The sequence below is a fragment of the Pumilibacter muris genome, assembly GCF_943193045.1.
GTDB lineage: Bacteria > Bacillota > Clostridia > Christensenellales > Pumilibacteraceae > Pumilibacter > Pumilibacter muris.
Map to the genome: position 1 here is coordinate 252484 of NZ_CALPCN010000002.1, position 26990 is coordinate 279473.

Annotated in this window: 20 protein-coding genes; 3 read left to right on the forward strand and 17 right to left on the reverse strand. The window is 47.9% G+C overall.

What is annotated here, in order from left to right:
* Positions 1 to 25: 25 nt before the first annotated feature.
* From NFR62_RS03870 to NFR62_RS03910, 9 genes are all read right to left on the reverse strand, one after another.
* Entirely contained in the window at positions 26 to 1231 is a 1206-nt protein-coding gene (locus tag NFR62_RS03870; protein ID WP_251614506.1) for a pyridoxal phosphate-dependent aminotransferase, read from the reverse strand.
* A 224-nt stretch (positions 1232 to 1455) separates the two neighbouring features.
* The gene (locus NFR62_RS03875) at positions 1456 to 1626 is read right to left on the reverse strand and encodes a zinc-ribbon domain-containing protein (RefSeq protein ID WP_251614509.1); all 171 of its coding nucleotides are present in this window, start codon (positions 1624 to 1626) and stop codon (positions 1456 to 1458) included.
* A 205-nt stretch (positions 1627 to 1831) separates the two neighbouring features.
* Positions 1832 to 3883: a glucosidase family protein gene (locus NFR62_RS03880; protein WP_251614512.1), complete on the reverse strand. Its 2052-nt coding sequence runs from the start codon at positions 3881 to 3883 to the stop codon at positions 1832 to 1834.
* A gap of 2 nt (positions 3884 to 3885) precedes the next feature.
* Positions 3886 to 5571 (reverse strand): zinc ribbon domain-containing protein, encoded by a 1686-nt coding sequence (locus NFR62_RS03885; RefSeq protein WP_251614515.1) that lies wholly within the window; start codon positions 5569 to 5571, stop codon positions 3886 to 3888.
* A 302-nt stretch (positions 5572 to 5873) separates the two neighbouring features.
* Entirely contained in the window at positions 5874 to 6743 is an 870-nt protein-coding gene (locus NFR62_RS03890) for a DegV family protein (RefSeq protein WP_251614518.1), read from the reverse strand.
* A 143-nt stretch (positions 6744 to 6886) separates the two neighbouring features.
* Positions 6887 to 7987 carry a tRNA 2-thiouridine(34) synthase MnmA gene (gene mnmA, locus NFR62_RS03895; protein ID WP_251614535.1) on the reverse strand — a complete coding sequence of 367 codons (1101 nt, stop codon included), beginning with the start codon at positions 7985 to 7987 and terminating at the stop codon, positions 6887 to 6889.
* A 357-nt stretch (positions 7988 to 8344) separates the two neighbouring features.
* On the reverse strand, positions 8345 to 9415 hold the full coding sequence (gene tsaD, locus NFR62_RS03900) for a tRNA (adenosine(37)-N6)-threonylcarbamoyltransferase complex transferase subunit TsaD (RefSeq protein WP_251614538.1): 1071 nt from the start codon (positions 9413 to 9415) through the stop codon (positions 8345 to 8347).
* A 238-nt stretch (positions 9416 to 9653) separates the two neighbouring features.
* A complete protein-coding gene (prfB, locus tag NFR62_RS03905; RefSeq protein ID WP_251614541.1) occupies positions 9654 to 10751 on the reverse strand; it encodes a peptide chain release factor 2 in 1098 nt (365 codons plus the stop codon).
* A gap of 32 nt (positions 10752 to 10783) precedes the next feature.
* A complete protein-coding gene (locus NFR62_RS03910; protein ID WP_251614544.1) occupies positions 10784 to 11077 on the reverse strand; it encodes a hypothetical protein in 294 nt (97 codons plus the stop codon).
* 94 nt (positions 11078 to 11171) lie between these two features.
* Between NFR62_RS03910 and NFR62_RS03915 the strand changes: the two genes are divergently transcribed.
* Positions 11172 to 11369 carry a helix-turn-helix domain-containing protein gene (locus NFR62_RS03915; protein ID WP_251614547.1) on the forward strand — a complete coding sequence of 66 codons (198 nt, stop codon included), beginning with the start codon at positions 11172 to 11174 and terminating at the stop codon, positions 11367 to 11369.
* Between the two features lie 210 nt (positions 11370 to 11579).
* On the opposite strand, the gene secA is transcribed toward NFR62_RS03915, so the two are convergent.
* Both secA and pheA read right to left on the reverse strand, forming a co-directional pair.
* Positions 11580 to 14288: a preprotein translocase subunit SecA gene (gene secA / locus NFR62_RS03920; protein ID WP_251614564.1), complete on the reverse strand. Its 2709-nt coding sequence runs from the start codon at positions 14286 to 14288 to the stop codon at positions 11580 to 11582.
* Positions 14289 to 14350: 62 nt separating this feature from the next.
* Entirely contained in the window at positions 14351 to 15160 is an 810-nt protein-coding gene (pheA, locus tag NFR62_RS03925; protein WP_251614567.1) for a prephenate dehydratase, read from the reverse strand.
* A 282-nt stretch (positions 15161 to 15442) separates the two neighbouring features.
* Between pheA and NFR62_RS03930 the strand changes: the two genes are divergently transcribed.
* Both NFR62_RS03930 and NFR62_RS03935 read left to right on the forward strand, forming a co-directional pair.
* Complete coding sequence (locus NFR62_RS03930) at positions 15443 to 16987, forward strand: ABC-F family ATP-binding cassette domain-containing protein (RefSeq protein ID WP_251614585.1); 1545 nt, start codon at positions 15443 to 15445, stop codon at positions 16985 to 16987.
* Between the two features lie 67 nt (positions 16988 to 17054).
* Positions 17055 to 17840, forward strand: coding sequence for an alpha/beta hydrolase (locus NFR62_RS03935; protein ID WP_251614587.1), 786 nt, complete (start codon positions 17055 to 17057; stop codon positions 17838 to 17840).
* A 146-nt stretch (positions 17841 to 17986) separates the two neighbouring features.
* On the opposite strand, the gene NFR62_RS03940 is transcribed toward NFR62_RS03935, so the two are convergent.
* The 6 genes from NFR62_RS03940 to NFR62_RS03965 all read right to left on the reverse strand — a co-directional run bounded on the left by NFR62_RS03940 (position 17987) and on the right by NFR62_RS03965 (position 26946).
* The gene (locus tag NFR62_RS03940) at positions 17987 to 18895 is read right to left on the reverse strand and encodes a DUF4097 family beta strand repeat-containing protein (RefSeq protein ID WP_251614589.1); all 909 of its coding nucleotides are present in this window, start codon (positions 18893 to 18895) and stop codon (positions 17987 to 17989) included.
* Positions 18892 to 19803 carry a DUF1700 domain-containing protein gene (locus tag NFR62_RS03945; RefSeq protein ID WP_251614591.1) on the reverse strand — a complete coding sequence of 304 codons (912 nt, stop codon included), beginning with the start codon at positions 19801 to 19803 and terminating at the stop codon, positions 18892 to 18894. The genes NFR62_RS03940 and NFR62_RS03945 overlap by 4 nt, the downstream gene beginning before the upstream one ends.
* Positions 19804 to 19818: 15 nt before the next feature.
* Positions 19819 to 20142 (reverse strand): PadR family transcriptional regulator, encoded by a 324-nt coding sequence (locus NFR62_RS03950; RefSeq protein WP_251614593.1) that lies wholly within the window; start codon positions 20140 to 20142, stop codon positions 19819 to 19821.
* A gap of 321 nt (positions 20143 to 20463) precedes the next feature.
* The gene (locus tag NFR62_RS03955) at positions 20464 to 21870 is read right to left on the reverse strand and encodes an aminopeptidase (protein WP_251614595.1); all 1407 of its coding nucleotides are present in this window, start codon (positions 21868 to 21870) and stop codon (positions 20464 to 20466) included.
* Between the two features lie 29 nt (positions 21871 to 21899).
* Positions 21900 to 24842, reverse strand: coding sequence for a type III restriction-modification system endonuclease (locus NFR62_RS03960; protein ID WP_251614597.1), 2943 nt, complete (start codon positions 24840 to 24842; stop codon positions 21900 to 21902).
* Between the two features lie 79 nt (positions 24843 to 24921).
* Positions 24922 to 26946: a site-specific DNA-methyltransferase gene (locus NFR62_RS03965; RefSeq protein WP_251614600.1), complete on the reverse strand. Its 2025-nt coding sequence runs from the start codon at positions 26944 to 26946 to the stop codon at positions 24922 to 24924.
* Positions 26947 to 26990: the final 44 nt, after the last annotated feature.

Here is a 26990-nt window from a genome sequence, read left to right on the forward strand (position 1 = left end):
TTATCAGGCACAAAACCGCCTTTAATTATGCGAGCGAACTAATAAAGTCCGCTATGCGTTCGAGCCCCGTTTTAATATCGTCTAACGATATAGCGTAGCTAAGGCGCAAATATTCGGGAGCGCCGAACGATTCGCAGGGAATTGCCGCAACCATTTTTTCGGCGAGCAACTCGGTTGCAACGTCGTAAGCCGACGAAAGCTTTTTACCGCTCTCGGTGCTCTTTCCAAAAAGATGCGCTACGTTCAACATAACGTAAAACGCCCCTTTGGGATAAACGAATTCAAGTTCGGGAATCTTTTTCAGCCTCTCTATCATAAACTTGCGGCGGGTGTCGAACGTTTTTTTCATATCCGATAAAAACGCGTCTCCCTCGCTATGGGAATAAGCTTCGCTCGCGGCGTACTGCGCAATCGAGTTGGGGTTAGACGTAGTGTGGCTTTGAATTCCGCCCATAGCTTTTGCAACCGCCTCGCTGCTCGCGGTGTAGCCTATTCGCCAACCCGTCATAGAATATGTTTTGGAAACGCCGCCTATAACCACAGTGCGTTCTTTGAGCGCCGGCGAATGCTGAGCAATGGAATAATATTCGCCGCCCTCGTAAACGAGCTTTTCGTAAATTTCGTCCGACACAACGTATACGTCGGTTTTTTCGAGCACTTCGGCAAGCGCGCAAAGCTCCTCTTTCGAATACACGGCTCCCGTAGGATTGCAGGGATTGTTTATCAGCACCGCTTTCGTTTTCGAAGTTATGGCGTTTTTCAACTCGCTCGGCGTAAGTTTAAAATCGTTTTCCGCTTTCGTGTTTACGAACACGGGAATCCCCTCGCATAGTTTGATAAGCTCGGGATAAGTAAGCCAATACGGGGCGGGCACAATAACTTCGTCGCCGGGATTAACAAGCGCTAAAAACGCGTTGTATAGCGAGTGTTTAGCTCCGTTAGACACAACTATTTGATTAAGTTCGTATTTAAGGTGATTGTCTTTTTCGAGCTTTGCGGCAATCGCCTTTTTAACGGCGTCGGTGCCAGACGCGGGGGTGTATTTGGTCATGCCCTCTTTCAGAGCGCGTTCCGCCGCCTTAACTATGTATTGCGGCGTGTTAAAGTCGGGTTCTCCCGCGCCGAACGACACAACAGGCTTACCCTCAGCCCGCATTTTTTTCGCCTTTGCAGTAATTTCGAGTGTGAGCGACGGCGAAACCCTTTGCGCCCGCTGTGCTATTCCGGTCATTTTGTACGTCATGCCTCCGCAGTAAAAAAAGTATAGTTTGTTTAATTATATCATATTGTTTGGCGAAAATCAATTCTTTTAATGTCGGATTTGCGCGCCTGCGATTAAACGTAAAAAGTTCCCCCGCGCGCAAACGCGGAGGAACTCCGATTTTAAACGGATACTTTGCGCCGAAACGTTCTCAGTTGCAAAGAAAGTTACGGCGCGGTTTTTAGGCAAAACGTTTAGCCGTTATGCTGTTCGTTGTTTCTGCGCGCCGCTTTGCGTGCCTTGCGGCAGTCGGGGCAACGGGCGGGTTCGTTTGTGAAGCCTTTTTCCGCATAGAACGCTTGTTCGCCTTCGGTAAACGTAAATTCTTTGCCACAGTCTTTGCAAGTCAAGATTTTATCAGCCATCCTCGATTTAACCTCCTCTAAGATTGAAAATTATAAGGCAACTTTAATCGGGATGAGAAATTGACCTGCTAATTTCCTTGTAACAAGCATACACTATTTAAACATGTTTGTCAAGCACAAATCACATTTTGTTCACAGCGGAAATTTTTAACTGTTTTTACAGCGGACCGACAGTTTTAAAAAGCGTTTAACTCAACCGCCGTTTTTAAACTTGAAGCTTTGTTTTGCCTTTTCCCGCAGTTGCGGAAGCGTTGCCGCACGACGCCGCAATATCGAAACCTGCGGAATTTTCAACGGTTAAAGAATCTTTTTTATATGAGGCTCTAACAACGCCGCTTCCTGCGGGAACTTCGAAACGCCATTCGTCTTCGCGTTTAGACGCTATAAGCTCCATTTTTCGCGCGCCCGTATACCTAAGCCCCATAACGCCCGACACATAAGCCGAAACGGGCGAAACGGAAAGCGAAGAACACGCGGAACCCGCATAGAAAAAGTATTCGGGCAAAGCGGGCGACTCCGACTCCGTAAATTCGCCGAAGCGCGAAAGCATTCGCTTTTCGGCTTCCTCGCTCTCTCCTATTGCGCCGAGCGCCTCTATAACAAACCCCTCGAACGCGGGCGAAGCGTTTTCGCACGAGCGCAAAGCGTCTTTCGCATTCTTGGCGTTTTCGCCTGCAAGCCCGCACAAAACCGCGAGAGCGTTTGCGCGTTCGTCGCACACTTCTCCCGACGAAAAATAGCCGCCTTTATAATATTGTTCGCAAAAATTCTCTTCGATTAGCTTTATTCTGCTTTCGAGCGTCTCAACGTAATCGTCCGCGCCCGCGTCGGCAGCCGTTTCCAACAAAAATTTAGCCGCCGAATAATATAGGCAGGTTTCTATAAGTTCGCAGTCGGTATTATATCCCGCGTCCGCTCCGAACTCTTTTCCGCGAGGAACAAGCCTCGTCTCCTCAAATTCCCAAAGCTGCAAATAACCGCCTATTTTTCCGTGCAGATTTTTTACAAGCTCAATATCCGCAGTTCTATAATAATACGACGCGAGCGCGCCCAACCGAGAGCAGAACATTAAAGACGATACGGGATTTTCGCACGCAAGCGGACTTAACGCGTTGTTAACAAGCATATCGCCGTCGTTTTCCGTCGCAACTTGAATTGCGTGTTTAATAAGCGGCAAAACGGAATCGTCGTACATAAAGATTGCCGAACGCACAAAATTGCTTAGCGCAAACAGGTCGCAACCTCTGTCGCGGTCGGAGTTGTTCAGTATTCCGCCGTCCATACACGCGCGCATAGTGTTGTCGCACTTGTCAATCAACTTTTTAACCGACGCATTTCCCGACAGTTCCAAAACACGGCGAGCGGGATAGCTCGAAACATGCAAATCCACAGTTTTAACGTTCACCGTAGCGGGCGCGATTATTATCAATTCGCTTCCCGAAAGCGGGAACGGACTCGTATACTTTTGCACGCCGTTGCGGCAAACGTATATTCCGCGCACGCCGTTGCAAGAGCCGCTTTTGCCCCACGCGTCGGGAGTGCAATAGCGATTACTGCGGATTTCCACTTTTTCCGTTCCCATAGCCGAAAGTTCGAGCACGGGAACAAAGATTTTTTCGCCGCCCGCGTCGCAAACGTAAGTGTTGGTTACGCCTTCGGTGGTTTTGCTCATTTTTTTAACTTTTATTACGCCGTCGTATTCGCAATTTATAGGCGCGGAGCCCTCTATTTCGCCGCCTTGCTCAAATTCGGTTGCGGGAGCGAAAAGCGTAGAACCGTATTCCGACGAAAAAACTCCGCCGAGCTCGCCTCTGCTGCCGTCGGTATATGAATCGAAGCCGAAAAACCGTCCGCTCGGGCGCGGCTCGCCCGCGTCTTGAGAATACGGGCGGCACGCCGAAAAGCTCGCGTCGGAATAAATTTGAAGTTCGGGACACGCCGCAATAAATCCGCTCGTTTCGGGCGGGCAATAGTTGTTAGCCTCGATTCCGTAATACAAACATTCGAAACCCAAAACGTTGTCGCCTTTAACGAGGTATTTCGCAACGTCGTAGCCCGCGCAACCTCTTATTCCGAGAGCAACGGGCTTGCCGTTTACATATATCGAAAAAGTGTCGCGCGCGCAAGCGAACACCGTTGCGCTTTTAGGCACCTTTTCAAGCGAAAACGCGCGCCGAAAGATTACTCGGTCGCATTTTTTTGTGTTGTCTCCCGTCTCGTTCGAAACCCAAATCCACTTGCTTGACGAAAAATCCATAATTAAACCGTTTGTTCCTTTTCGTTCGCAATATTTTGCGAAATATTATTTTCGATTTTTGCACCGCCCTTGTCAACCGAGCGCATGACAACTTCGGTAACGATTAGAGCAATTCCCAAAGCTACGGCGGCAATAATCAATCCGCTCATTCCATAGCTTGAATGCAATTCCAAACTTTTTGAGATGCTGTTTCCCATAACTATATACGGAATGGTAAAGCCCAAAATCAAAGCGGCGCCCACAACGAAAAGCACGTTCCAAAGAATAGAAGTCTTTTTCGAATACAGTTTTTGCGGGTTAGCTTCTTCCTGCAACATTCTAAACAATAACATTACAAACATTGCTCCGAATACTATGTTGCAAAAAAACATTATCCACGACATAGCTTTTGCAGGCGCGGCAAGCGATTTGACGGCTTCGGCTGAATAACATAATACCACAGGCGATAATCCCGTTCGCAATAATAAACGCTTATCGTTTAAAGAAATATCTTTACTATAAAGAATTTGCATCATGACCTCGTCAAGCGACTTGGCGGTGATTTCAACTTCGGAGCCCAAAATTTCGTTTACAATTCCTTCGCCGTCCTCGACAACATTATACATTCCCTCATATAACTCGTCGGCGGGAATTGAGGCGCTTACACTACTGCCTTTATATTTAACCGTTACCAACCCCGAAGAAGCAAAGATTGCCACAAGAACGACGAAAGCCGCGCAGACGCCTCTGCGCACGTTGGTAACAACGCTTGGACGCGGTTGCTTTTCCACAACATATTTAAGCGTGGTAACAGCCGCAAGCCCCGCAGCCGCAGCAAACAACATTATAATCGCCGCATTCGCAAGCGGACCGCCCGCAATAATAAAAGAAAACGTTAACGCGAAAACAAGCGCAAGAGGCAAAGTTTCATACTTATAAAAGCCGGTAGCTTTTCCGCATGCAACCCTTATAGCATGATACAGCGACAGTATAAAGAACGTGAGAGTAAGCGCCATAAGCGACAGCGAAATGAGCCCGAATAATAGCGTTTGCATAACAAGAGTTACGTTCATATTTTCCTCGTAAATCATAGAACGCAGAACGCCGAAATCTCTTATGGATTTTTTAACTCCCGCAATCGAGTTGTCATAATTGCCGTTCGCCACAAATTCTTCATATGCGGCTTCGGTTTCGGCTTCGGTCGGCGGATTGATTAAAAGAAACATGCCGCGAACCGCGTCAAAACCCGTTACGGGAATTTTTATATTACTCGGTCCGAGAACTTTAAACATTCCGAAAAACGACGAAATGAACAAAACCAACAACAGCAACGGCAATACGAACGCCCGAATTACGTTATGCATAAAAGCAGCGTCGCTCGTTCCACTCCCCGCAGCTACGGGCGCGCTCTTAACCTCGTGCACAACACCGCCCGAAACCGACGGCACTAACTTAGGCGCCGACGCAACCGAACCCGCAAGCTTATTTCCGCACGAAAGACAAAAATTTGCTTCGTCGGGATTGGTTTTGCCGCACCTACCGCAAACCGTGCCTTTCGTGGGGTAACCGCAGTGAGCGCAGAACTTCACCTCTTTCGGCAAATAGTCGCCGCATTTTCTGCATGCGTCGGTGCTTAGTCTGTTGCCGCACTCGGTGCAGTAAAGCGCGTCGTCGGCGCAAGCGCCGCCGCACTTATTGCATTTCAACATTTTCTATTCCTCCTATTGCAGTATTTTATTACCATTATAAAATTATATCACGCTTTTAATAAAATTGTCAATTTAATACAACGATAATTACTTTTAAATATAAACAAAACACAGCAATAATATATGCCGTGTTTGTTATGCATTCTCTTAAAGTTTAATTTACAAACTGCTAACAAAAAATCCGACTTTCTCGGTTTTTCCGAGAAAGGACGCCGAATTAAGTTCGCCCAAGTCGGATTGAGCAAGGAAGTGTGTGCTTGCACACACGCACCGTAGCGCCGACTTGCGCTTGGGCGACAAAGTTATTGCGGGCGTTCTTTGTCGCTCTTGAAAACAATTCCGAGCATACCCGCGCCGGTGTGAGCGCCTATTACGGGTCCTACCCAACCCGTTTTAACCGCGCAATCTTTAAAAGCGCCGTGAATAAGCTCGGTCATCTCCGTTGCGCTGTCTTGCGCATCGGCTTGAGCCAAATATACTTCTTTAACGTTAGGGCTCCATTCTTTCATGTAGTCGAGCACATATTCCATAGCTTTTCTAAAACCTTTGGCTTTGTGCATAACTTTAAGTTTTCCTTCTTTATCGAACACAATCATAGGCTTTATTTTTAAGAGCGTGCCTATTGCCGCCGCCGCGCCCGACACTCTGCCGCCGCGCTTTAAGTGATTAAGATTGTCAACAATAATCCAAACGTGAATTTTGTTTGTTTCTTCACGCAATATTTTAGCCGCTTCGTCGCCCGTAAGCCCTTTGTCGCGCAAAGCGGTTGCGTCGTCGAGAACCATACGGTGAACTTGCGTTGCGCCGAGAGTATCCACAACGTTTATTTTGCATTCGGGGTGGCGTTCGCACACCGCTTCCGCCGCCTGGCACGCCGACGAATACGTTGCCGAAAGTCCGCTCGAAAGCGTAAGATACACAATGTCGGTCGCGCCGTTCGACACAAGTTTTTCAAGAAATTCCTCTTGCACAAACGTGTTTATTTGGCTTGTGGAGGGCATAGCCCCGCCGCGCACTTTGGCATAAAAATCTTTATACTGCTCGTCGCGCGTAAAATCGTCGGGGTTGGTTTCGCCGTCTATGGTGTAAGTAAGCGGTACCCATGCGATTCCCGCAGCGTCAAGCTCGTTTCTCAATACGTCGCAAGATGTGTCTGTGGCTAATGTAAACATTTTTAAACGGTGTTCTCCCTGTGTTGTTATAGCGATAATATTATACAGAAAAAATGCGCTCCATGCAAAAAAAATTTTTACACAAACGCATTTTTTAATCTGATTTTAATTTTCGCGCGCTGCGCGCACCGCAACAAATAAAATTACTTAATAACTCCGCCGCCCAAACAGCGACCGTCGTCAACGTAAATAACGGCGTACTGACCCGGCGTTACCGCTCGTTGCGGCGAATCGAATTCTATATGGGCGCGTCCGTCGTGCAAAAAAGCGGTAGCGTTTTGAGCGGGTTGGCGATAGCGCGTTTTAACCTTGCACCTAAATTTATTTTCGGCAACAGGCTTTCCTATAATATTGAGTTCTTCTGTGTCGAGAGAATCGGACATCAACTCTTCCCCCTCGCCGCATTTAACTATAAGCTCGTTTTTTTCAAGGTCTTTTCTTACCACAAACCATCGGCTTGCGTTCTCGCCCGCAATTCCGCCTATGCCGAGCCCCCTACGTTGCCCGAGAGTGTAATACATTAGTCCGTCGTGCCGCCCGAGCTCTTTTCCGTGCACGTCCACGATTTTGCCCGGTTTTGCGGGCAAATACGCCGACAAAAATTTTTTAAAGTTTCTTTCGCCTATAAAGCAAATTCCCGTAGAGTCTTTTTTGCGCGCCGTTACCAAACCTTTACGCTCGGCAATTTCGCGCACTTCGCCCTTTTGCAAGTTTGCAAGCGGAAATATTACGTTTTCAAGTTGGCTCGTGCGCACTTGATTGAGAAAGTAGGTTTGGTCTTTGGATTTATCGGCGGACTCCCACAACTGAGCGCCGCCGTCGGCATGTTTGAGTGCGCAATAGTGCCCCGTAGCAATAAAATCGGCGCCGAGTTTTTTCGCGTAGTCGGCAAACGGACCGAATTTGATTTCGCGGTTACAAAGCACGTCGGGGTTGGGAGTTCGCCCGCGCTTGTATTCTTTAAGAAAATAAGAAAACACTCTGTCGCGGTATTCGGCGGCAAAATTAACCGCATACACGGGAATATCCAAACTTGCGCACACGGCGCGAGCGTCTTGCCAATCGGAAGCGGCGGAACAGGCGGAATCCCCCTCGTCCTCTTCTTCCCAATTATTCATAAAAAGCCCTATAACGTCGTAGCCCTGCTCTTTTAAAAGCTCGGCGGCAACCGAAGAATCCACTCCGCCCGAAACTCCCACGACCACGCGCGCCTTTTTTTTGCTTAAATTATGAACGTTATTCATAGGTTTTTTGCTCCATGTAGAGTATTGCTTCGCCCTCCTCGCAATGACATTCCTCACCGTTAAAAGCCGTCAAGGGGCGCAGCCTTTGTCGTTGCGTGGGGAGGGACACAGCCGAAAGTGTCCCCGACGTGCTTTTGTCGCACTTTTGACACGCCTCAAAAAGTGCCAAAGTTGCACGACCGTTCGACTATAATCTTGTACATACTGTCATTGCGAGCGTCAGCGAAGCAATCCCCTGCATTAAACTGTTTATGCGACGGCTATGTAAGGGATTGCCGCGTCGGGCTTCGCCCTCCTCGCAACAACACTCTAACGCTACGCGAGTGCGCGTATTTAGTTGGCGCACCGACGTAGCCCTTATTTGCCGCCGCCGAAAGGAATATGCGATTTCGCGTTCAAATCAAGCCCCGCCAACCCTTTTCCGTCGCGAGCCATAAAAAACGCGCGCGAAGCTACCATTGCGGCGTTATCGGTACACAAAACGGGGGGCGGATACAAAACGGAAAAGCCGTTCTTTTCCCCCTCTTTTGCAAGCGCGCAACGCAAATCGCCGTTAGAAGCCACGCCGCCCGCAAGCACAAGTCTGTTTCGTCCCGAACGTTTAACCGCCTCAGTCGCGGTTTTCGAAAGCAACTCTATAGCCTCTTTTGTGAACGACGCGCAAATATCCGCCGTAGGGATTTCTTCGCCTTTTTGTTTTAAAGTGTTCACATAGTTTACTACTGCGGTTTTCAATCCCGAATACGAAAGCGAAAGGTCGCCGCGCACTCCTTTGGCGTGTTTAAAAAACGCTATGTTCGCATTCCCCTCTTTTGCCATTTTCTCTACGTTCGGTCCGCCCGGATACGGCAATCCCACAGTTCGCGCAACTTTATCGAACGCCTCGCCAAGAGCGTCGTCGAGCGTTCCGCCCAACATTTTGTATTCGTTATAATCGGAAATATCGAGCAAAAGAGTGTGCCCGCCGCTCGCCACAAGAGCCGCAAACGGCGGAGTAAGCGACGGCTCCGAAATATAATTTGCGGCAACATGCGCTTCTATATGATTCACGGCAATAAGAGGTTTATTTATTGCGTAGGCATACGCCTTTGCCGCCGAAACGCCAACCAAAAGCGCGCCTATAAGTCCCGCGCCGTAAGTAACCGCAACAGCGTCGAGTTCACGCGCCGTTATATTCGCAGTTTTAAGCGCCTCGTCTATAACGGCGGGAAGCGCGAGCGTATGGTTGCGGCTTGCAACTTCGGGCACAACGCCGCCGAACCTGCGGTGAATTTCGATTTGCGACGCGATAATATTGCTAAGCACAACTTTGCCGCCGCGCACAACCGCAGCCGCAGTTTCGTCGCAAGAACTCTCTATGCCGAGAATAACCGCGTCTTTTTTATTTCGCAGTAATTCAAACTGCTTTTTCGTATTTTCACAGTACATAATTTTTTTTGAATTTTGCGGAGCTCGCAAAGAAAGAGTTTTAGCTGACAACGTGCGGCTATATAGCGCGCCTCAATTACGCACAAATTACTGTTATCCCTATCAAAACTTATAAAAAGCCGTCAAGGGCGCAGCCTTTGTCGTTGCGAGGGGGCTTTGCAAGGGGGAACACAGCCGAAAGTGTTCCCCCTGCACGCTTTTTCGCCTAAGCCTTTTTGGCGCTCAAAAAGGCTGGAATTCAACTTTTGCGCAAGTAATCAAAAATAAACTCCGCAATATCTCCGTCCATAACCGCCTGAACGTCCGGCTTTTCGTAGCCGGTGCGGTGGTCTTTAACCATTGTGTACGGTTGAAAAACGTAAGAACGGATTTGGCTGCCCCACTCGATTTTTTTCATTTCGCCTTTAATGGCGTTGGCTTTTTCTTCGAGTTCGCGCTCGCGCAGTTCAACGAGCTTTCCGAGTAGCATTTTCATTGCGGTTTCGCGATTCTGAATTTGGCTTCGCTCGTTTTGGCACTGCACAACTATTCCCGTAGGCAAATGCGTTATGCGCACCGCAGAGTCGGTTTTGTTTATGTGCTGACCGCCCGCGCCGCCGCTGCGATAAGTATCCACGCGCAAATCTTCGGGAATTATTTTAACGCTCTCGTCGTCTTCGATTTCGGGCATAACCTCCAAACTCGCAAAGCTCGTATGCCTGCGCGCGTTGCTGTCGAACGGCGAAATGCGCACAAGTCGGTGCACTCCCTTTTCCGCCTTTAAGTAGCCGTAAGCGTTGGCGCCCGCTACTCTGAACGTCACGCTCTTTATGCCCGCCTCGTCGCCCGCAAGATAATCGAGCTCCTCGTATGAAAAGCCGTTTTTATCGCAATACATTTTATACATGCGATAAAGCATTTGCGTCCAGTCCTGCGCTTCGGTTCCGCCCGCACCCGCGTGCAACGTGAGAATGGCGTTGTAATGGTCGTACTCGCCTTTGAGCAAAGTTTTAAGGTGCAGAGTTTCCACCTCTTGTTCCGCCGATAAAAGAGCTTCGTTCACCTCGCCTATAAGCCCGTCGTCCGATTCGCTTTCCGCCATAGCGATAAAATCGGCAATGTCTGCGATTTTGGAGCGCTTGCTCTTTAAATCTTCGAGAAGCGACGACAAATATTTCGCTTCGGAATTTATGCTTTGCGCGCGTTTTAAATCTTTGTAAAGTTCGGGGTCTTGTTGCTGTTCGGTGAGAACCGCAAGCTTTTCGGAAAGTTCTTTTTCGTTAAATGCCTCGCAACACCCGTCGAATTTGTTTTTCAGCGACTTTAACCGCTGTTTCTGTTCGTCTAATAATAACATGCTAAGAGTATATCACAACGGCAATGCCAAAGTCAAGAATAACGGCAATGCGAACAACTTTCGCCGCTTTCGGCGCTCTCGGTAAAAACTTGATGCAACACCGAAATATTAGTAAGAGCATCTTCAAGTTCTTTAATCACTCTGTAACATTTTCGTTTTAACGGCGCTTTTCTTTTCCAAAATTCGCAACACTCGTCTTTTTTTGCAACAACTTTTTTGTGCTCGTAACAATAGCCGTAATCCGTTCGTAAAAATTTGCAATACGCTTTCGTATAGAACGCATCCAAATTACGGCGCAACTCGCACTTATTTTCTTTTGATTCCATATATAAAACCCCTTTAAATCATTGTTGCTTATATTATATACTCCATTATGGAGTAAGTCAAGCATTTTACGCAATTTTGGAGTATAATATTTGCATGTACGGAAAAATCATAAAAGAGTTGCGCCTCGAACATAATTTAACTCAAAAACAATTAGCGGAAAATTTAGGTACAACGCAAAAAAGCATAAGTAAATATGAATTAGAACTTTTAGATTTAAGCACAGAAATGCTAATACGTCTATGCAAGTTTTTTGATGTCTCAGCCGACTATATTTTAGGTGTAAGCGAATAATACTAAAATCCCATTTTACAAACCGCTAAAAAGCCGTCAAGGGCGCAGCCTTTGTCGTTGCGGGGTGGGGTTTTAAAAGGGGCGGGACCACTTTCGAAAAGTGTCCCGCCCCTTTTATCGTTTTCGCCTAAGCCTTTTGCGACCAAAAGGCTGGTAAAATGTTTTTGCAACGCTTTTTGCTACCAAAAGACGCGCCCTTATGCCCGCCGTTTATTTGTGGTCTTTATCCCAACAACAACTCTTATACTTCTTTCCACTTCCGCAAGGGCAAGGGTCGTTGCGCCCCGCGTTTTTGTTGGGGCTTTGGTTCACTTTGGGGGCTTTGGCTTGCTTACTGCCGCCGCTGCTCACAACGAGGTCGAGGTTCTGCCCCTCGCGTTTGGGCGCGCGTTCAACGTTCACGCGCATAAGAAGAGCTACCGTTTCTTCGTGAATGCGGTCTATCATGTCGTCGAACATGGCAAAGCCCTCTTGCTTATATGCAATAACGGGGTCTTGCTGACCGTAAGCTTTCAAGCCTATGCCTCTTCTGAGAGCGTCCATAGCGTCTATGTGGTCCATCCACTGCTTATCAACCACTTTCAAAAGAATAACTCGCTCGATTTCCTCGAAGTCTACCCCGAGTTCTTTGGCGTTGTCTATCTTTTGAGTGTAATAAGTTTGCATAGCGGTGTAAATCTGCTCTTTGATTTCTTCCAAAGCCCAGTTTTCCATGCGCTCGTCGGTGAGAAAAGTTGTGTCGCCGGGAATGAGTTTGCGCTCGATTTCCTTGTTGAGGTTCTCGTAGTCCCATTCGTTCCAGTCCACTTTGGGGTCGGTGTAGGTATCCACGATATTCTCTATTTGGTTGTGCATCATTTCGTCTATTTGCTCGTGCACGCTCTCGCCTTGAAGCACCTTGTTGCGCTCTTTATATATAATGGTGCGCTGAGTGTTCATAACGTTGTCGTATTCGAGCACCTGCTTACGAATGGAATAGTTGCGCCCCTCGACGTTACGTTGCGCGTTAGCTATTTGCCTCGTGAGCAACTTCATAGAAAACGGAGTGTCTTCGTCGGCTTTGAACATTTCGGCTATGCGTTTCATTCTGTCGCCGCCGAACAGACGCAAAAGGTCGTCTTCCATGCTAAGGTAGAATATAGACGAACCTATGTCGCCCTGACGACCCGCGCGGCCGCGAAGCTGGTTGTCGATTCGGCGCGACTCGTGGCGCTCTGTGCCTATAATGCGAAGTCCGCCTACGGCAATAACCTTTTCCTTTTCTTTATCGGCGTCGGCTTTGTATTCTTCGTAGAACTTTTTGTACTGCGCGCGCGCCGCCAAAATATCGGCGTCGTCGGTGTTGAAATATGCGGTAGACGCGCTAATAAGCCGTTCGTCAACGCCCAAATCGCGCATACGCTTTTTAGCCAAATATTCGGGATTGCCGCCAAGCAAAATATCGGTTCCGCGACCCGCCATGTTGGTGGCGATTGTAACCGCGCTCACTCTGCCCGCTTGCGCAATAATTTCGGCTTCTTTTTCGTGGTTCTTCGCGTTTAAAACGCTGTGGTTAATACGTTGCCCCGATAACAGGCGGGAAAGCTCTTCGCTTTTTTCAACGTTTGTTGTGCCCACCAAAACGGGCTGCCCGCGCTCGGTGCACTCTTTAATGTCTTCTATAACGGCTTTTAATTTGCCGTTTACGGTAGTGTATATAACGTCGTTCTCGTCTACGCGCTGACTGGGCACGTTTGTGGGAATTTCCACAACGTCGAGCCCGTAAATTCCTTTAAACTCCGTTTCTTCCGTTTTGGCGGTGCCCGTCATGCCCGCAAGTTTATCGTAAAGCCTGAAATAGTTTTGGAACGTGATTGTTGCGAGCGTCTTGTTCTCGTTGCGGATTGTAACGTTTTCTTTCGCCTCGATTGCTTGATGCAAACCGTCGCTGTAACGCCGCCCCACCATAAGGCGACCCGTAAATTCGTCTACTATAACAACTTCGCCGTCCGACACGATATAGTCGCTGTCGCGCTTCATTATTTTGTGAGCGCGAAGAGCGTTATTTACATGGTGCGCAATGTCGCTGTTTTCTATATCCGCAAGATTTTCTATTCCGAAGAAAGTTTCCGCTTTTATCGAACCCGACTCGGTTAAGTTGATTGCCTTTTTCTTTTCGTCGATTTCGTAGTCGTCTTCTTTGATTTCGCGTTTAACGAATTGATTTGCGCGAATATACAAATCGCTCGACTTTTCGCCTCTGCCCGAAATGATTAGCGGCGTGCGCGCTTCGTCGATTAAAATGGAGTCAACCTCGTCGATAATGGCGTAGCTGAGCTTTCTTTGCACCATTTCTTCTTTGTATATAACCATGTTGTCGCGCAGGTAGTCGAAGCCGAGCTCGTTGTTTGTGGCATAAGTTATGTCGCAGTTATACGCCGCGCGCTTAGCTTCGGGAGTCATGCCCGATATTGCAACGCCCACCGTAAGCCCCAAATAGCGGTGAACTTTTCCCATCCACTCGGCATCGCGCTTGGCAAGGTAGTCGTTTACAGTAACTATATGCACGCCCTCGCCGGTGAGCGCGTTCAAATAAGCTGGCAAAGTGGAAACAAGCGTTTTTCCTTCGCCGGTGCGCATTTCCGAAATACGCCCTTGATGCAACGTTATGCCGCCCAAAATTTGAACGTGGAAATGCCTCATTCCGAGCACTCGCGCGCTTGCCTCGCGCACGGTGGCGAACGCTTCGGGCAAAATATCGTCGAGCGTTTCGTAGTTCTCTTTTAATCTGCGTTTGAACTCCGCAGTTTTGCCGCGCAATTCATCTTCGCTCAAATTGCGGTATTCGTCTTCGAGCTCGTCTACTTTTAACGCGATTGCCTCCAACCTTTTAAGGTGTTTGCGGTTGTCGCTGCCCGTGATAAAACTTATAAGTCCCATTTAGTTAGCTCCTTTTGCTACCCGTTTCTTTCTATTTGCAAGCGCTCGATAACGCCGTTCGGCTATTCGCCGCATTTAAAATAACGTCCTAAAAAGCGCATATCTTCCGCCTGCGCCGCAAGCGTTTTAATAAGCGAATCAAGCTCGCTTCCGCTGCCGTAAAACATAAAATCGACGAAAAACACATATTGCCCCATTTTTTTCTTAGCGGGACGCGATTCTATTTTCGTCATGTTAAGCCCCCGCGCGTTGAGCTCCGAGAGCACTTTGAGCAAAGCTCCCGGCTTGTTCTCGGTGGAAAACTGCACGCTCGCCTTATTGCCGCGCTCTTTTTGCGCGTCGGCTCTAACGGCAACGAACCGAGTGCTGTTCTCGTTTGAATCCTCGATGCTTTCGGCGAGCACTACTTGTCCTTTTTTTGGGGCGCGGGCGATTGCCGCCGACTCGTCGTTCAAAAGTTCGAGCCCCGCCGAAGTGTAGGCGACCGACTCGGCAACCGCATCGGGCAACAGTCTTTTAAGATTGCCGCCGCATTGAGCAAGCGCTTGCGGGTGAGAATAAACCCGTTTAATATCGTCGAGCGACACTCCGCGCTTTGCAATCAAGTTTTGCCGAATGGGCATTGTAAGCTCGTAACCTATCTGCAATTCGAATTCGGCAAGCGCGTCTACCGTTGCCACAACGGTGCCCTCGAAACTGTTTTCAATAGGAACCACGCACAATTCCGCATCGCCGCGCTTCACACGTTCGAGAGCGCCGAACACCGTTTCGCAACCTACGGTTTGGCAACCTTTTAAACCCGTTTCTTCTATTATTTTAAGAGCGGCGGCATAAGTATGGCTGTATTCATCTCCGAAATACACTATTTTCACGGTGAAAGCGGTCTTCTCCTTGCTCGGGCGTAAAACAATTTGCTTGCAGTTTTTGCCAAAATAAAGTATAGCACAACTTCGCCCCGCTTGTAAAGCGTTTGTCGCCCGCTTCGCCCATGCGTCGGAAGTCGAATTGCGGCGCAAACTACCGAATTTTTCAATATGGTTATAGCGCCCACTAAACGGACGCCTTAAATTGCTGAAAACCTCGCAATTAAAACGACTACGGCACGCCGCGAAAAAAACTTGCTTTTTGCCTTAACTAAGTGATATAATACCGTTATGGCGATACTCGAAATTAAAAATTTAAGTCACACTTTCGACGGAAAGCCTCTGTTTTCGGGGGCTAATTTAAGCATAAACAACGGCGAACACGTTGGAATTGTAGGGCTAAACGGCGCGGGCAAAACCACGTTTATAAACATTATATCGGGAAAACTCCCGCAAGACGAAGGCGAAGTTAAATGGCTCGGCGGAATAAAACGCGGCTACCTTGACCAACATGCCGACATAGACCGTTCGAATACCGTTATGGATTATTTGCGCGAAGCGTTCTCCGACCTATATGCCGAAAACGAGCGCATGGAAAAAATTTACGCCGATATGGCGGAGCTATCCGACCCGAACGAACTCGACAGACAAATATCGAAAGCGAATAAAATTTTGGAAAGGCTCACCGACGCGGGTTTTTTCGAACTTGACTCCACAATAAAAAAAGTTGCGGGCGGACTCGGAATAGCCGCGCTCGGCTACGACACCGTTATTGCCACTTTAAGCGGCGGACAGCGCGCAAAACTAATGCTCGCGCGGCTTCTTTTGGAGCGCCCCGACATTATGCTTTTAGACGAGCCGACAAACTTCTTAGACGTGGAGCACATAGATTGGCTAACCGAGTATTTGAATTCGGTAAAAAGCACTTTTATGGTTATATCGCACGACACCGCATTTTTGGACAAAGTCACCAAATTTATAGTGAGCATAGAAAACGGCTCGATTAAAAAATACGGCGGCAATTATTCCACCTACATAAGTCAGGCGGAACAAAACGCGAAACAGTATGAAGAGAGCTACCGAAGGCAACAGGAAGAAATAAAGCGCATGGAAGACTACATTGCGCGAAACAAAGCGCGGGCGGCTACGGCGGGCATGGCGAACAGTCGCAAAAAAATGCTCGACCGAATGGAAAAACTCGATAAGCCGTCGGTGATATACGACGCGGATTTTTCTTTTCCGTGCGAACAGCTTCACACGCGCGACATGCTTATTGCAAACGAACTTTTAATAGGCTATTCTTCCCCGCTTTTGCCGCCCATAAATTTGCATATCGACGGCGAAACAAAGCTGTGGATTCGCGGCACTAACGGCATAGGAAAAACAACCCTTATTAAAACTCTTATGGGGCTGTTGCCGCCCAAAGGCGGAAGCTATTCGTTACACCCGTTTATGCGAGCGGGGTATATCGAGCAAGACTTCGATTTCGGAGCGAAAGCGACCAACGCGCTCGGATATTTATCCGACCTATATCCGCGACTGCAACCAAAGCAACTCCGCGAAAAGCTCGCTAAGGCGGGCATTAAAAACGACTTGTGCACAAAGCCGATTAAAGAACTTTCGGGCGGCGAGCAAGTGCGCGTAAAGCTTTGCGTGCTCATGCAAAAAACAACAAACATATTGCTTTTAGACGAGCCGACCAACCACCTCGACGTGCGCGCGAAAGAGTCGCTTAAAAAAGCGTTGCTCGAATATAAAGGAGCGATTTTGCTCGTTAGCCACGAACGCGAATTTGCCGAAAGCGTTTGCACTTCCACCCTCGACGTTAAGGCATAATTCTAATTAGCTTACAACGGCGTTTTTCGCCTTATTAAAAATCCCCTATAAAAGGAGCAAATAAAATATGAACTACGAAACGTTGAAAATTTCGGAAAGCGGCTACGAAGGCACGCTTACTTGCTACGAGCATTCGGAGTCGCCCGAATTGCCCGAAAAACCCCGCCCCGCTCTTCTCGTTTTGCCGGGCGGCGCTTACAGAGGTTGCAGCGACCGCGAAGCCGAACCCGTAGGAATAGAGTTTTTCAATCGCGGCTACAACGCCTACGTTTTGCGTTACCCTTGCGCGCCCAACCGCTTCCCCGCCGCGCTCGTTGTTGCCGCCGCCTCTATGGATACAATACGCAAGCGCGCCAAAAAAGCGAATACAAATCCCGACAAAGTTTTTGCAATCGGCTTTTCGGCAGGCGGGCATCTTTGCGGCACTATTGCCAACTGCCCGCCCGACTTCAAACCCGTTAAAAAATTTAATTTCAAGCCGAACGGCGTTGTGCTTTCGTACCCCGTTATAAACGAAAAATTCGGACACACCGTAAGCCACGACAACCTTTTGGGAGACGAGCGTCCGCAAGAATGCGCATGGCTAAATCTTAACGAATCTGTGCGCTCCGACAATCCGCCCGCGTTTATTTGGGCAACCGCGAGCGACGCGGGCGTACCCGCCGAAAACAGTTTGAGTTATGCGTTAGCGTACAACAAGCTCGGATTAAAATACGAGTTGCACGTTTTCCACAGCGGTCCGCACGGGCTCAGCCTTTCCGACTACAGAGTATGCCAACTTTGCGAGGGCGGCGAAAATCTTCACGTTGCAACGTGGGTTAAACTTGCCGACGAATTTTTGCGCGCGCTTTAATTGCAGTTTATAATTTGTTTGATTTCTTTTTAAATACGACGACGGAATTAAATAACATAAAAGCGGCATAGCAATGAAAATGCTACGTCGCTTTTTTATATTTACAATGTCAAAACGTTTTTCTCAACTTTTTTTATATTACAAAATTACGCCCACCTGAGTTTAACGCTGTTGTTCGTTCCGCGCAACGTTATTTTTTTATCTGTTGTTCCCGTTTGAGCGGACGGCAACTCGCGCCCGTGCGTTTCCACCGTGTATTCCTCACGAACGCCGCGAATAAGCACGTTCGCGTCAAGATTTGTTCCGCGCAACGAAAGCGTGTTCACCGTTATGCCGCTAAGCGTAAAGTCGGCGTTAGTCGCATGCAAGTTAATCTCCGAACTTTCGGTGTCGCGCATTTCAACGTCGGAATTCGTACCGCTCGATTCAAGCTTTTCGATATTCGAATTTCTTATTTCCAAATCGAGGTTCGTAGAATTTATTTGCGCGTTTTTCACGGTGCAACCGTTAAGCTCCGTATCGCAGTTGGCGGAACTTATTACAACATTTTCTATATTGCAATCGGTTAGCTTTATATCCGCGTTTGCGGATTTAACGTTCAAAGTTTCGGTTGTAACGCCCGTAAGATTTATCGTGCCGTTAGTTCCCGAAAAATTGATAGGCATTCCGATGGGCACCGTAAGCTCGTATTTTTTCTTTAATTTGCCGAAACTGAACCAACTCGAAGTGAAGATATTGTAATCTTGGCTTTCGTTCACTTTTAACACGCCGGACTCCACAGTTACGGACACTTCGGAATCGCTCGCCTCATAATAGTTTAAGCTAAGCGCGTCGCCCGTTGTAACCGTTACGGGGAAAGAATTTACTTTAAGTTCAACCGAACGAATTTCGTTTGCTTCGTATTCGGACGCGTCGAACGTTTTCGCTTCGTATTCGGTTGTGTCGAGTCTGTAAAAATCCCAGTTAAGCGACGACATGGCAACCGCGAAAATTATTCCGCCGACTATAACGAGCGACGCCGCAGCTATAAGCCATTTTACCCAAGTTTTACTCATGCTTTTTCACCTCCGCCCACAACAACGGTATTTTTGGGGCATATCCACCCGCTTATACACGAGAACATAAACGCGGTTCCTTTCGCCATAAGTTTGATTAACATTATGCAACCCACCAAAAAGAGCAAACCGATTCCGCAAAGAGCAACACAGCCGCCTATTTGTGCCACTCCTGCGGCGCCCGAGCCGGAAAGCGCGTGAAACACCGACACAACGGTGCCCGCTATTCCGCCCAAAGCCATAGCTCCGCCCGCCGCAACAAGCGTAGCCAACACAATCCACACCGCGCCTACAAGAATGAAAAACACAAAACCCGTAACTATATTAAGCACTAAAAACAGCGCGAGCCTGTCGCCATGAAGTCCTTCGTCGCGTTTTTGAACCGACGGTTTAGTTGCCGCGCGCGCCGGTTTATACGGCGGAACAAGAGGTTCGTCGAACGCAGGCGAGGGCGATGCGGCAACGCCGCCGTGCGCGGGCGGAACAAGTTTTTCTTCTCCGCTCGCAACTGTGCTCTTATCTGTTTCGTTGCCGTGCGCGGGCGGAACGAGTTTTTCGTTTCCAGGTGTCTCCGCATTATTGCTTTGCGGCGAAGTAAGCGGCGCGCTCTTTTCGGGCTCCGCTCTTTTTTGCGTCTCACGCGGCTTTTCTCCGTTCGCTTCGTCGCGGCGCATGTCGGGCGTAGGCACAGGCGATTCGTCTTTAAGTTCGCCGTCGTATTCCGACAATATCTTATCCGCCACGTCTACGGGATTTCCGAACTGCCGCACAATTTCGCTCTCGCTCAAGCCTCGCTCGATTTTGTCGGCAAAAATCTCGTCGTAATACTCTAAAATTTTCCTAATTTCTTCGGCGGGCAATCGGTGCACGTTTTTCTTTAATTCCGACTCCCATTCGTATTTAGTCATTTAGTTTAACCTCCCTCACAAAACCGAGCTTCCGCTCTCTTTGTAAATAAATTCATACACTCGTTTCAATTCGTCGAGGTCGACAATCGATTCTCGAATTTTTCGATTACCCGCTTCGGTAATCATGTAATACTTTCTAAGCCGCCCGTTGTATTCTTTTGTGCGCGTAGTTAGGCACCCCGTAGACTCTAAGCGTTTGAGTATGGGATACAGCGTGCTTTCGGATACCTCTATATAAGGCGATATGTCGCTTATGATTTTATAGCCGTAGCTTTCCTCTTTTTTGAGCGAAACAAGCACGCATACTTCGAGCAAACCCTTTTTTAACTGTGCATCCACTTGCGCCCTCCTTACGGTTTTTCTTAACAGCACTTTCCGCTTTTTTAACGCCGCAATTCGCCGCAGCCGCGTTCCATACTGTTGAATACATAATACTACACAACGCATAGTATTGTCAATACGTTTTTAGCTATTTTATGCTTTTTAATTATTTTCTAATTTTTTTAATGAATTTCTTTTTTTGTTGCCCTTTTGCGTCGCTATCGGCTTTTTGGTCACAAAAAGCTTTGCAAAAATGATAAAAGGGGCGGGACACAATCGATAGTGTCTCGCCCCTCTTATCGTAACACCAGCATTTTGCGACTAAAAGGCCGGGCTATTTTATTTGAGGAAAGCCAAAAACGCCTTATAATTACTGTATAAATCCGCTTTTGAAATAAGTTCATACGGCGCGTGCATCGATAAAACGGGCACGCCCAAATCCACTGTGTCTATATTGAGTTTCGCAACGAATTTCGCCACAGTTCCGCCACCGCCAACGTCTACCTTTCCAAGCTCCGCAGTTTGCCACACAACGCCCTCGTCGGCGAATATTTTTCTTATTTCGCCAACGAACTCGGCGGAAGCGTCGTTCGAGCCGCTCTTACCGCGAGCGCCGGTAAACTTGCTCATGCACGTTCCGCACGACACATATGCGGCGTTCATTTTTTCGAACACTTCCGAAAAGTTCGAGTCGTAAGCCGCCGTAACGTCGGACGACAAACACTTAGACGCCGCGCGAACTTTGCGGTAGTTAGCGCCGAGCGCGAGCGCGATTTCTTCCATAAGGTCTTCGTACACCTTGCACTGAATTCCCGTTGTGCCCTCGCTGCCTATTTCCTCTTTATCCACAAGCATGGCAAGCACCGTGTGTTCGCTGTCTTGCTCTATTAAAGCGGTTAGCGCGGGATACGCGCAAACTCTGTCGTCGTGCCCGTAGGCGCCTATGAACGCGCGGTCAAGCCCTACGTCGCGCGCGGAAAACGCGGGAACGGCGCTAAGCTCGCTCGATAAAAAGTCCTCTTCGCACATTCCGTATTTCTCGTTTAATATTTTGAGCGCCGTAAGCTTTATTTTGTTTGAAGTCTCTTTGTCGGGATAAGGCAACCCGCCGACAACAACGTTGAGCTGTTCGGCGTCTATAAATCTTCCCGCGTTTTTGCTCATTTGGTCGGCGCCCAAATGCGGCAAAAGGTCGTTTATATAGAAAACGGGTTCGTTTTCTTCGTCGCCTATGCGAATTTCTTTTTTGGAACCGTCGCTCAAAATAACGGTGCCGTGAAGCGCGAGCGGAATAGCCGTCCATTGATATTTCTTTATTCCGCCGTAGTAGTGCGTTTTCAAAAAGCAAACGCCAGAATCCTCGTAAAGCGGATTTTGTTTAATGTCTATTCTCGGCGCGTCTATGTGCGACGCTATAATGCGAAAACCGTCTTGCTCGGGATTTTTGCTTCCCACGCGGAACAGAACCACGCTTTTGCCTCTGTTCACAAAATATTTTTTATCGCCTTTTTTCAATTTGTCGCCGAAAAAATATTCGGTGAAGCCGTTTTCTTTCGCCGCGCGCACAGCGTATTCGCACGCTTCGCGCTCAGTTTTAGAAACGTCAAGAAAACGCTTGTATCCTTCCGCGTAAGAAAAGATAGCGTCGCGCTCCTCTTTTGAAGCCTCTTCGAAATAATTCTTTCTCTTATAAGAAAGCTTTTCTTGAAGCTTTTGCCCTTCTGTTTTTTTCTCGTCTTTTGCCATAATACAAAACCTCCGATTTTTTTATACTTTTATTTTACCGCGCTTTCGAGCACCTGCAACATGCTTTGCCCTTCGGTTTGCGTCACAAAAATTATGTCGTCTTTTTCTTTGCCGATTACGGCGAACAGCTTTTCGGCGCACGCGATTTTCCGTTTTTCTTCCGGAGAAAGCTCTCCTTTGTTCTTTGTTTCGCTAACGGCGCCAACTTGCGAACCGTCTTTGAGGCGCAAAGAATAAATAAAGTCGGGACTGTAAGTGCCGTCGGCATACGTCGGAATACGCACAGTGCGCTTGGGTATTTTCCCGAAAGCTTCCACATCGAACTTATTCGACGATATTTCGTTTACGATATTTACTTTTTCCAACTGCGAATCGTAGGCGCAGCCGTCGTAAAGATAATTTTTAGGCGGCGCATCGTTAGACGACAACACGCCCACGCCGCTCCGCAAAATGCTTTCTTTCAAATTGCCCGCGCCGTCGCGGAAAGAATCTTTTACCTCGACGGGAATTTTTTCGTAATCGAACCTATGCTCGTAATAAGCCACAAATCTGCGCCTGAACTCTTCTATAAAGTTTTTAAGCGTCTGCTTGCCGAAAAACTTTTCGGGAACTGTTTTCCCCTTAAAATGTTCGCAAAGCGCTCGGTGCATAACGTCGGGCGGTATATTTGCGAGCTTGCGAACTTCTTTCAAAAAGCTCGAATAACTCATTTCGTTTTTTACGGCGAGCGACGTGCCAGCTTTGCTCTCGAACTCCACGCTCCCGTCTTTTTCGTCTTTTTTGCTCGCCGCTATTTTGGTTGTTACGGTAGAAGCTCCGTCTATGCCCTTTTCGAGCACCGCCTTAATTTCGCCAATAAGTTGTTCGTGAGGCAAACAACCGTAACGCAAATAATATTTTCCGTTTACCGCCGCCCACAAACTTTCGAGCTTTTCGAAGTTATATTTGCGAACCGCAAGTTTTTCGGAACTTCCGCCGCCGTTCACGTCTATAACCTTGCCGTTTTTAAGCGCCTTGAATAAGTCGGGGTATTCCGCGATAAAGCTTTCGCGGTTTTCTTCTATAACGTCGTAATTCGGCAACTCGATATAATTTTTAAGCACTAAGTCGCGCATAAATTCTTTAACGTTTATGTGCTTGCGTTTTGCGTAATCCGTTAAAAACGCGCTCGTGATTTTCAGCTCGAAGCCGCTGTCGCCGTTTATTTCCTTTTTTAGCCTGTCGGCAAAATCTTTTTCCGAAAAGTCTATTATATAGCGCAAATAAAACTGCTCGTCGCTTATGCGGTTGCCGTATTCGTCAACGGGCAAGCGTAGCCCGCGCCCAACTTCTTGCAGTTTGCTCGTTTCGCTTCCGCTGCTCCTAAGCTTTGCTATAACGAACACGTTCGGATTGTCCCAACCCTCTTTGAGCGTCCATTTCGAGAATATAAACCGCGTGGGCTCGAAGTTACCTTCGTCGTCGCGTATGCGTATTATTTTGTCTTTCGCGCGCAAAACTTTGTCTACTTCGCGCTTTATTTCCTCGCTGTCCGTTCCGTTGTCTTCCGAAAAATACGCCGCTATCGTTTCGGGTATGTGCGCAAGCGAATACTCGAGGTAGGCTTTGTATTCCTTATAAGCGGGCGAAGTGAGCGACTTTATTTCGCTTGTAAGCTTGCGCTTTAAAGCTTCTTCGAACTCTTTGCGCAAATAGCCGTCGCTTCGGAAAGAATCTATACTGTCTATAAAAAACAACGACAGCGTTTTTATTTTGTTGCGCCGCGAAAAATTTTCTTTCTCTTTTTCGAAATGGCGTTCGAGCGCAAGGTTGAGCATCGTTTTTTGATACGTTTCGCCGAACACTTGCGGATAAATGGAATCGCCCGTGCGCAGTTCCATTCCGTTGGAAAGAGTAACAACTCCTTTCGCAATTTCGCACACCGTTATTCCGTCTAAGCTCTCGTCGATTTCGGAAAGCGCCTGACCTTCGGTAAAATCGTAGGTCTTGCCTTCCTGTTCGTTGCGGAACCGCACGGTTTTGGTTTCGCCCTTGTTTGCCGAAATAGACACGGCTTTAAGTTTGAGCCTGTCTTTCATTTTTTCTTCTTCGGCAATATATTCCACTTCAACGCCCTTAATAAGATTGCCGTTAAACGAATCGCAAGAACCGAGATTGTAAACCACGTTTTCGTAGTCGCGGGCTTCAAACTTTGCGGATATTTCGGGGAACGTGGCGCCGTAACGAATAACGCATTGCGGTTTTAACTTTTCCACCAAACATTTGAACGTTTTTTGGTCGCGGCGGAATCTGTGCGGCTCGTCTATAATCACAAACGGCGCAATTTCGCGCAATGTGTCGTAAGGGCGGGTATAAGTGCCGAGAAGCGTTTGGTCGTAGTCGGTGTCCATAGTTTTGCGCGACGTGAGCATACCGCTGTTCATCAACAAAACGTCTATTCTATTTCCGTTAAAATCGTTCCCATTGGCAAAATCCGCAATGGCGCTCGGAAACATCTTTCTGCCTTTAACGGATTTTTGAGCGTCTAAAACATGCAGTTTGAGTTCCGTTTTATACAGCGCGAGCAAATCGCTTTTAACGTAGTCGGAGGTCAAAAATTGTTTGGCGCCCTCTTTAATAGCAACGCCGGGCACAAGCACTATAAACTTGTTTATTCCGTAGCGACTGTGTAATTCGAGCATAGTGCGGGTGTAAACGTAAGTTTTTCCCGTGCCCGTTTCCATTTTAACGTCTATGTTAAGATACTTGCATTTTTGATAGTTTTTTTTGTAGCAGTCCGGAAGCGTATAACCGTTGACATAGAACTGCCCCTCTTGCACCGCTTTAATACTTTTATCAATGTCGGACGTCGAAGAAACAATGCGCGCGCATTTGTTTCGGTCTTTGCTCGGCTCGAACTCTATGCCGTAAAACACGCCCGCAACTGCGTTTACGGCGTTTAATTGGTGAGTTAAATTACTTTCGAGTCTCATATATATGCACCGACCTTATGTAACAAAAATGTTTGAAAGCGTATTTCGCGCGCACAACAGGCGAGCGCACTATTAAATCTTAATATCTTATTTGCCTTTTGATAGGCGGACGGTTTTTCAGCATAGAAAGATTTTCTTTAAGCGCCAAATCCGAAGTAAACGACAACGCGTATCCGTACGTCACGATTCTGTCGGCGTTAAGTTCGAAAGCTTCGAGTTTGCGCACAAGCTCTTTAACGGCGTCTTGCGGCATGTCGTCAAGCAGATATACGGCGGTTCCGATATTTGAATCAGACACCGTGTAAGCGGTGTAGCCGCACAAATCGAGCGGCTTTGTTGCGGCGGCAAAACCGTAGCCGTCTAAAACTTTCCAACTCGCAAGAATCGTGCCCGCGCCGAACTCGCTTTTAACGTCGGCAACGTCGAAAAGCGCGTCGGGCTCGAAGTCGCGCAATTTATCGAGAGTTTGTTTGCTCGGAGTGCGCAAATAATAAGTTTTGCACCCCAAATCAGCGCCCTTGCACGAAAGCGGATTTTCCTCGCGTATTTTGTTCGCCGCGCGCGCTATTCTTTCGCGCCCGACTTCCGCCAAATTGCGTTCTCGCCCCGTAGCGTCGCAAAGCTTTATCGCGTTTTGCAACAACGCCCGTTCCGCAAGATTTTCGGCGCTCGCAAGCGAATCGTCAAGGCTTTCGGGAATTTGCACGGCAATAAACTTGCGCTTTCCGCCGTCTTGCGCGTTAAGCTCCATAACCGCATGCGCGGTTGTGCCCGAGCCCGAAAAGAAATCGAGCACCGTATAGTCTTTTAAATGGGTTCCGCTCTTTTCGTCGTATAACAGCGTGAGCAAATATTTTATAAGCGACACGGGCTTAGGGTACGAAAACACTTCGGCGCCCATAAGTTCGCAAAGCGCCTTAGTGGCGTTTTCGCTCGTGTCTATTCTCTCGCCCGTTCTGCTCTTTGTGCAACGCGGATTGCTTTGGTTTGTGAAAAGTATTTGCTTTGGCGCGACGGTTGCCGACCTTCCCGCGCCGTATATCGCGCGAACGGCGAAGTTTTCGGTTTTTACCAAAAAAGTGGTGCCTTGCGCAATTTCTTCCCGCACGGTGGCGTTCGACCAACGCGACCTGAATTTGAGCGAAAACTCGTTTTTGTTCACGCCGCCCTCAACCGTTACCGCGTTCGTAAGCTCGTAGTCGGGGCTTCCCGTCTCTGTATACACGCCGTCGGCTATTTTAAAGCGGACTGTGCCCGCAGGGAAAGCAAGCTCGTTAACGTTGTTAGACGCGTTGTAAAGCGGCGCGTCCTCAAGCTCGTCGGTTACGCTTTCAACAAGCAATTCTTTCAGTTTTGCCGCCGACTTTTCGCGCGCGTAACACACTATATAATCGGAGTTTGAGTAATAGTTAAGCTTTTGTCTGCCGAAATGCTGTGTTTTTTCCCACACGAATGTGCTAACATAGTTCGCTTCGCCGAAAATGCCGTCGCATAAAATCTTTAAGTTTGCGTATTCGTTTTCGTCTATGCTAATAAATATTACGCCGTCTAACGTTAAAAGTTCGCGCGCAAGCTCCAAACGCGGCTCCATAAACGTAAGCCACGCCGAGTGGGTGTTGCGTCCCCTTAGGTTTAAAATGCGTTCCGCCTCTTCTTCGTCTATGTCGATTTTTTCGGCGAGTTCCTCCGCCGTGAAATCGAATTTGTCGTTATAAATAAATCCGTCGGCGCCCGTATTGTACGGCGGGTCTATGTATATGCACTTTATTTTTTGGCAATACGAATATTTAAGATACCGCAAAGCTTCCAAATTATCGCCCGCAATATACACGTTTTCCGAGTTCTCGTCCTGTTCTTCGCACGGTTGCAAAACGGCTTCGGAATCGAGCGAAGCCAAATACCTCCCGTAAGATTTTCCGAGAAAGTTCAGCGAATAGTTTTCTTTTTTAATTTCCACGTTTTCGGTGAAAATCCTTTCCTTAAACGCGTTTATATCGAATTTTCCGTTTTTATCGAAACACGACGGAAAAAACTCTTTCAGCACCTCCATGTCGCGGGTGTTCACTTTCATTTCGGCGTTTTTCAGAATTTTTTCTCGCAGCATGCTATTTCTCCTCGCGGCAAATTTCGCCGCCTTATTATTATAGC

Excerpts from the sequence above, each read along its gene's own strand:
- mnmA (WP_251614535.1), bottom strand. The coding sequence starts at position 7,987 with ATGAATAACGTTCATAATTTAAGCAAAAAAAAGGCGCGCGTGGTCGTG.
- NFR62_RS03935 (WP_251614587.1), top strand. The coding sequence starts at position 17,055 with ATGAACTACGAAACGTTGAAAATTTCGGAAAGCGGCTACGAAGGCACG.
- NFR62_RS03870 (WP_251614506.1), bottom strand. The coding sequence starts at position 1,231 with ATGACCGGAATAGCACAGCGGGCGCAAAGGGTTTCGCCGTCGCTCACA.
- secA (WP_251614564.1), bottom strand. The coding sequence starts at position 14,288 with ATGGGACTTATAAGTTTTATCACGGGCAGCGACAACCGCAAACACCTT.
- NFR62_RS03930 (WP_251614585.1), top strand. The coding sequence starts at position 15,443 with ATGGCGATACTCGAAATTAAAAATTTAAGTCACACTTTCGACGGAAAG.
- NFR62_RS03885 (WP_251614515.1), bottom strand. The coding sequence starts at position 5,571 with ATGTTGAAATGCAATAAGTGCGGCGGCGCTTGCGCCGACGACGCGCTT.
- NFR62_RS03955 (WP_251614595.1), bottom strand. The coding sequence starts at position 21,870 with ATGGCAAAAGACGAGAAAAAAACAGAAGGGCAAAAGCTTCAAGAAAAG.
- NFR62_RS03965 (WP_251614600.1), bottom strand. The coding sequence starts at position 26,946 with ATGCTGCGAGAAAAAATTCTGAAAAACGCCGAAATGAAAGTGAACACC.
- tsaD (WP_251614538.1), bottom strand. The coding sequence starts at position 9,415 with ATGTACTGTGAAAATACGAAAAAGCAGTTTGAATTACTGCGAAATAAA.
- NFR62_RS03915 (WP_251614547.1), top strand. The coding sequence starts at position 11,172 with ATGTACGGAAAAATCATAAAAGAGTTGCGCCTCGAACATAATTTAACT.
- NFR62_RS03875 (WP_251614509.1), bottom strand. The coding sequence starts at position 1,626 with ATGGCTGATAAAATCTTGACTTGCAAAGACTGTGGCAAAGAATTTACG.
- NFR62_RS03910 (WP_251614544.1), bottom strand. The coding sequence starts at position 11,077 with ATGGAATCAAAAGAAAATAAGTGCGAGTTGCGCCGTAATTTGGATGCG.
- prfB (WP_251614541.1), bottom strand. The coding sequence starts at position 10,751 with ATGTTATTATTAGACGAACAGAAACAGCGGTTAAAGTCGCTGAAAAAC.
- NFR62_RS03945 (WP_251614591.1), bottom strand. The coding sequence starts at position 19,803 with ATGACTAAATACGAATGGGAGTCGGAATTAAAGAAAAACGTGCACCGA.
- NFR62_RS03960 (WP_251614597.1), bottom strand. The coding sequence starts at position 24,842 with ATGAGACTCGAAAGTAATTTAACTCACCAATTAAACGCCGTAAACGCA.
- NFR62_RS03880 (WP_251614512.1), bottom strand. The coding sequence starts at position 3,883 with ATGGATTTTTCGTCAAGCAAGTGGATTTGGGTTTCGAACGAGACGGGA.
- NFR62_RS03940 (WP_251614589.1), bottom strand. The coding sequence starts at position 18,895 with ATGAGTAAAACTTGGGTAAAATGGCTTATAGCTGCGGCGTCGCTCGTT.
- NFR62_RS03890 (WP_251614518.1), bottom strand. The coding sequence starts at position 6,743 with ATGTTTACATTAGCCACAGACACATCTTGCGACGTATTGAGAAACGAG.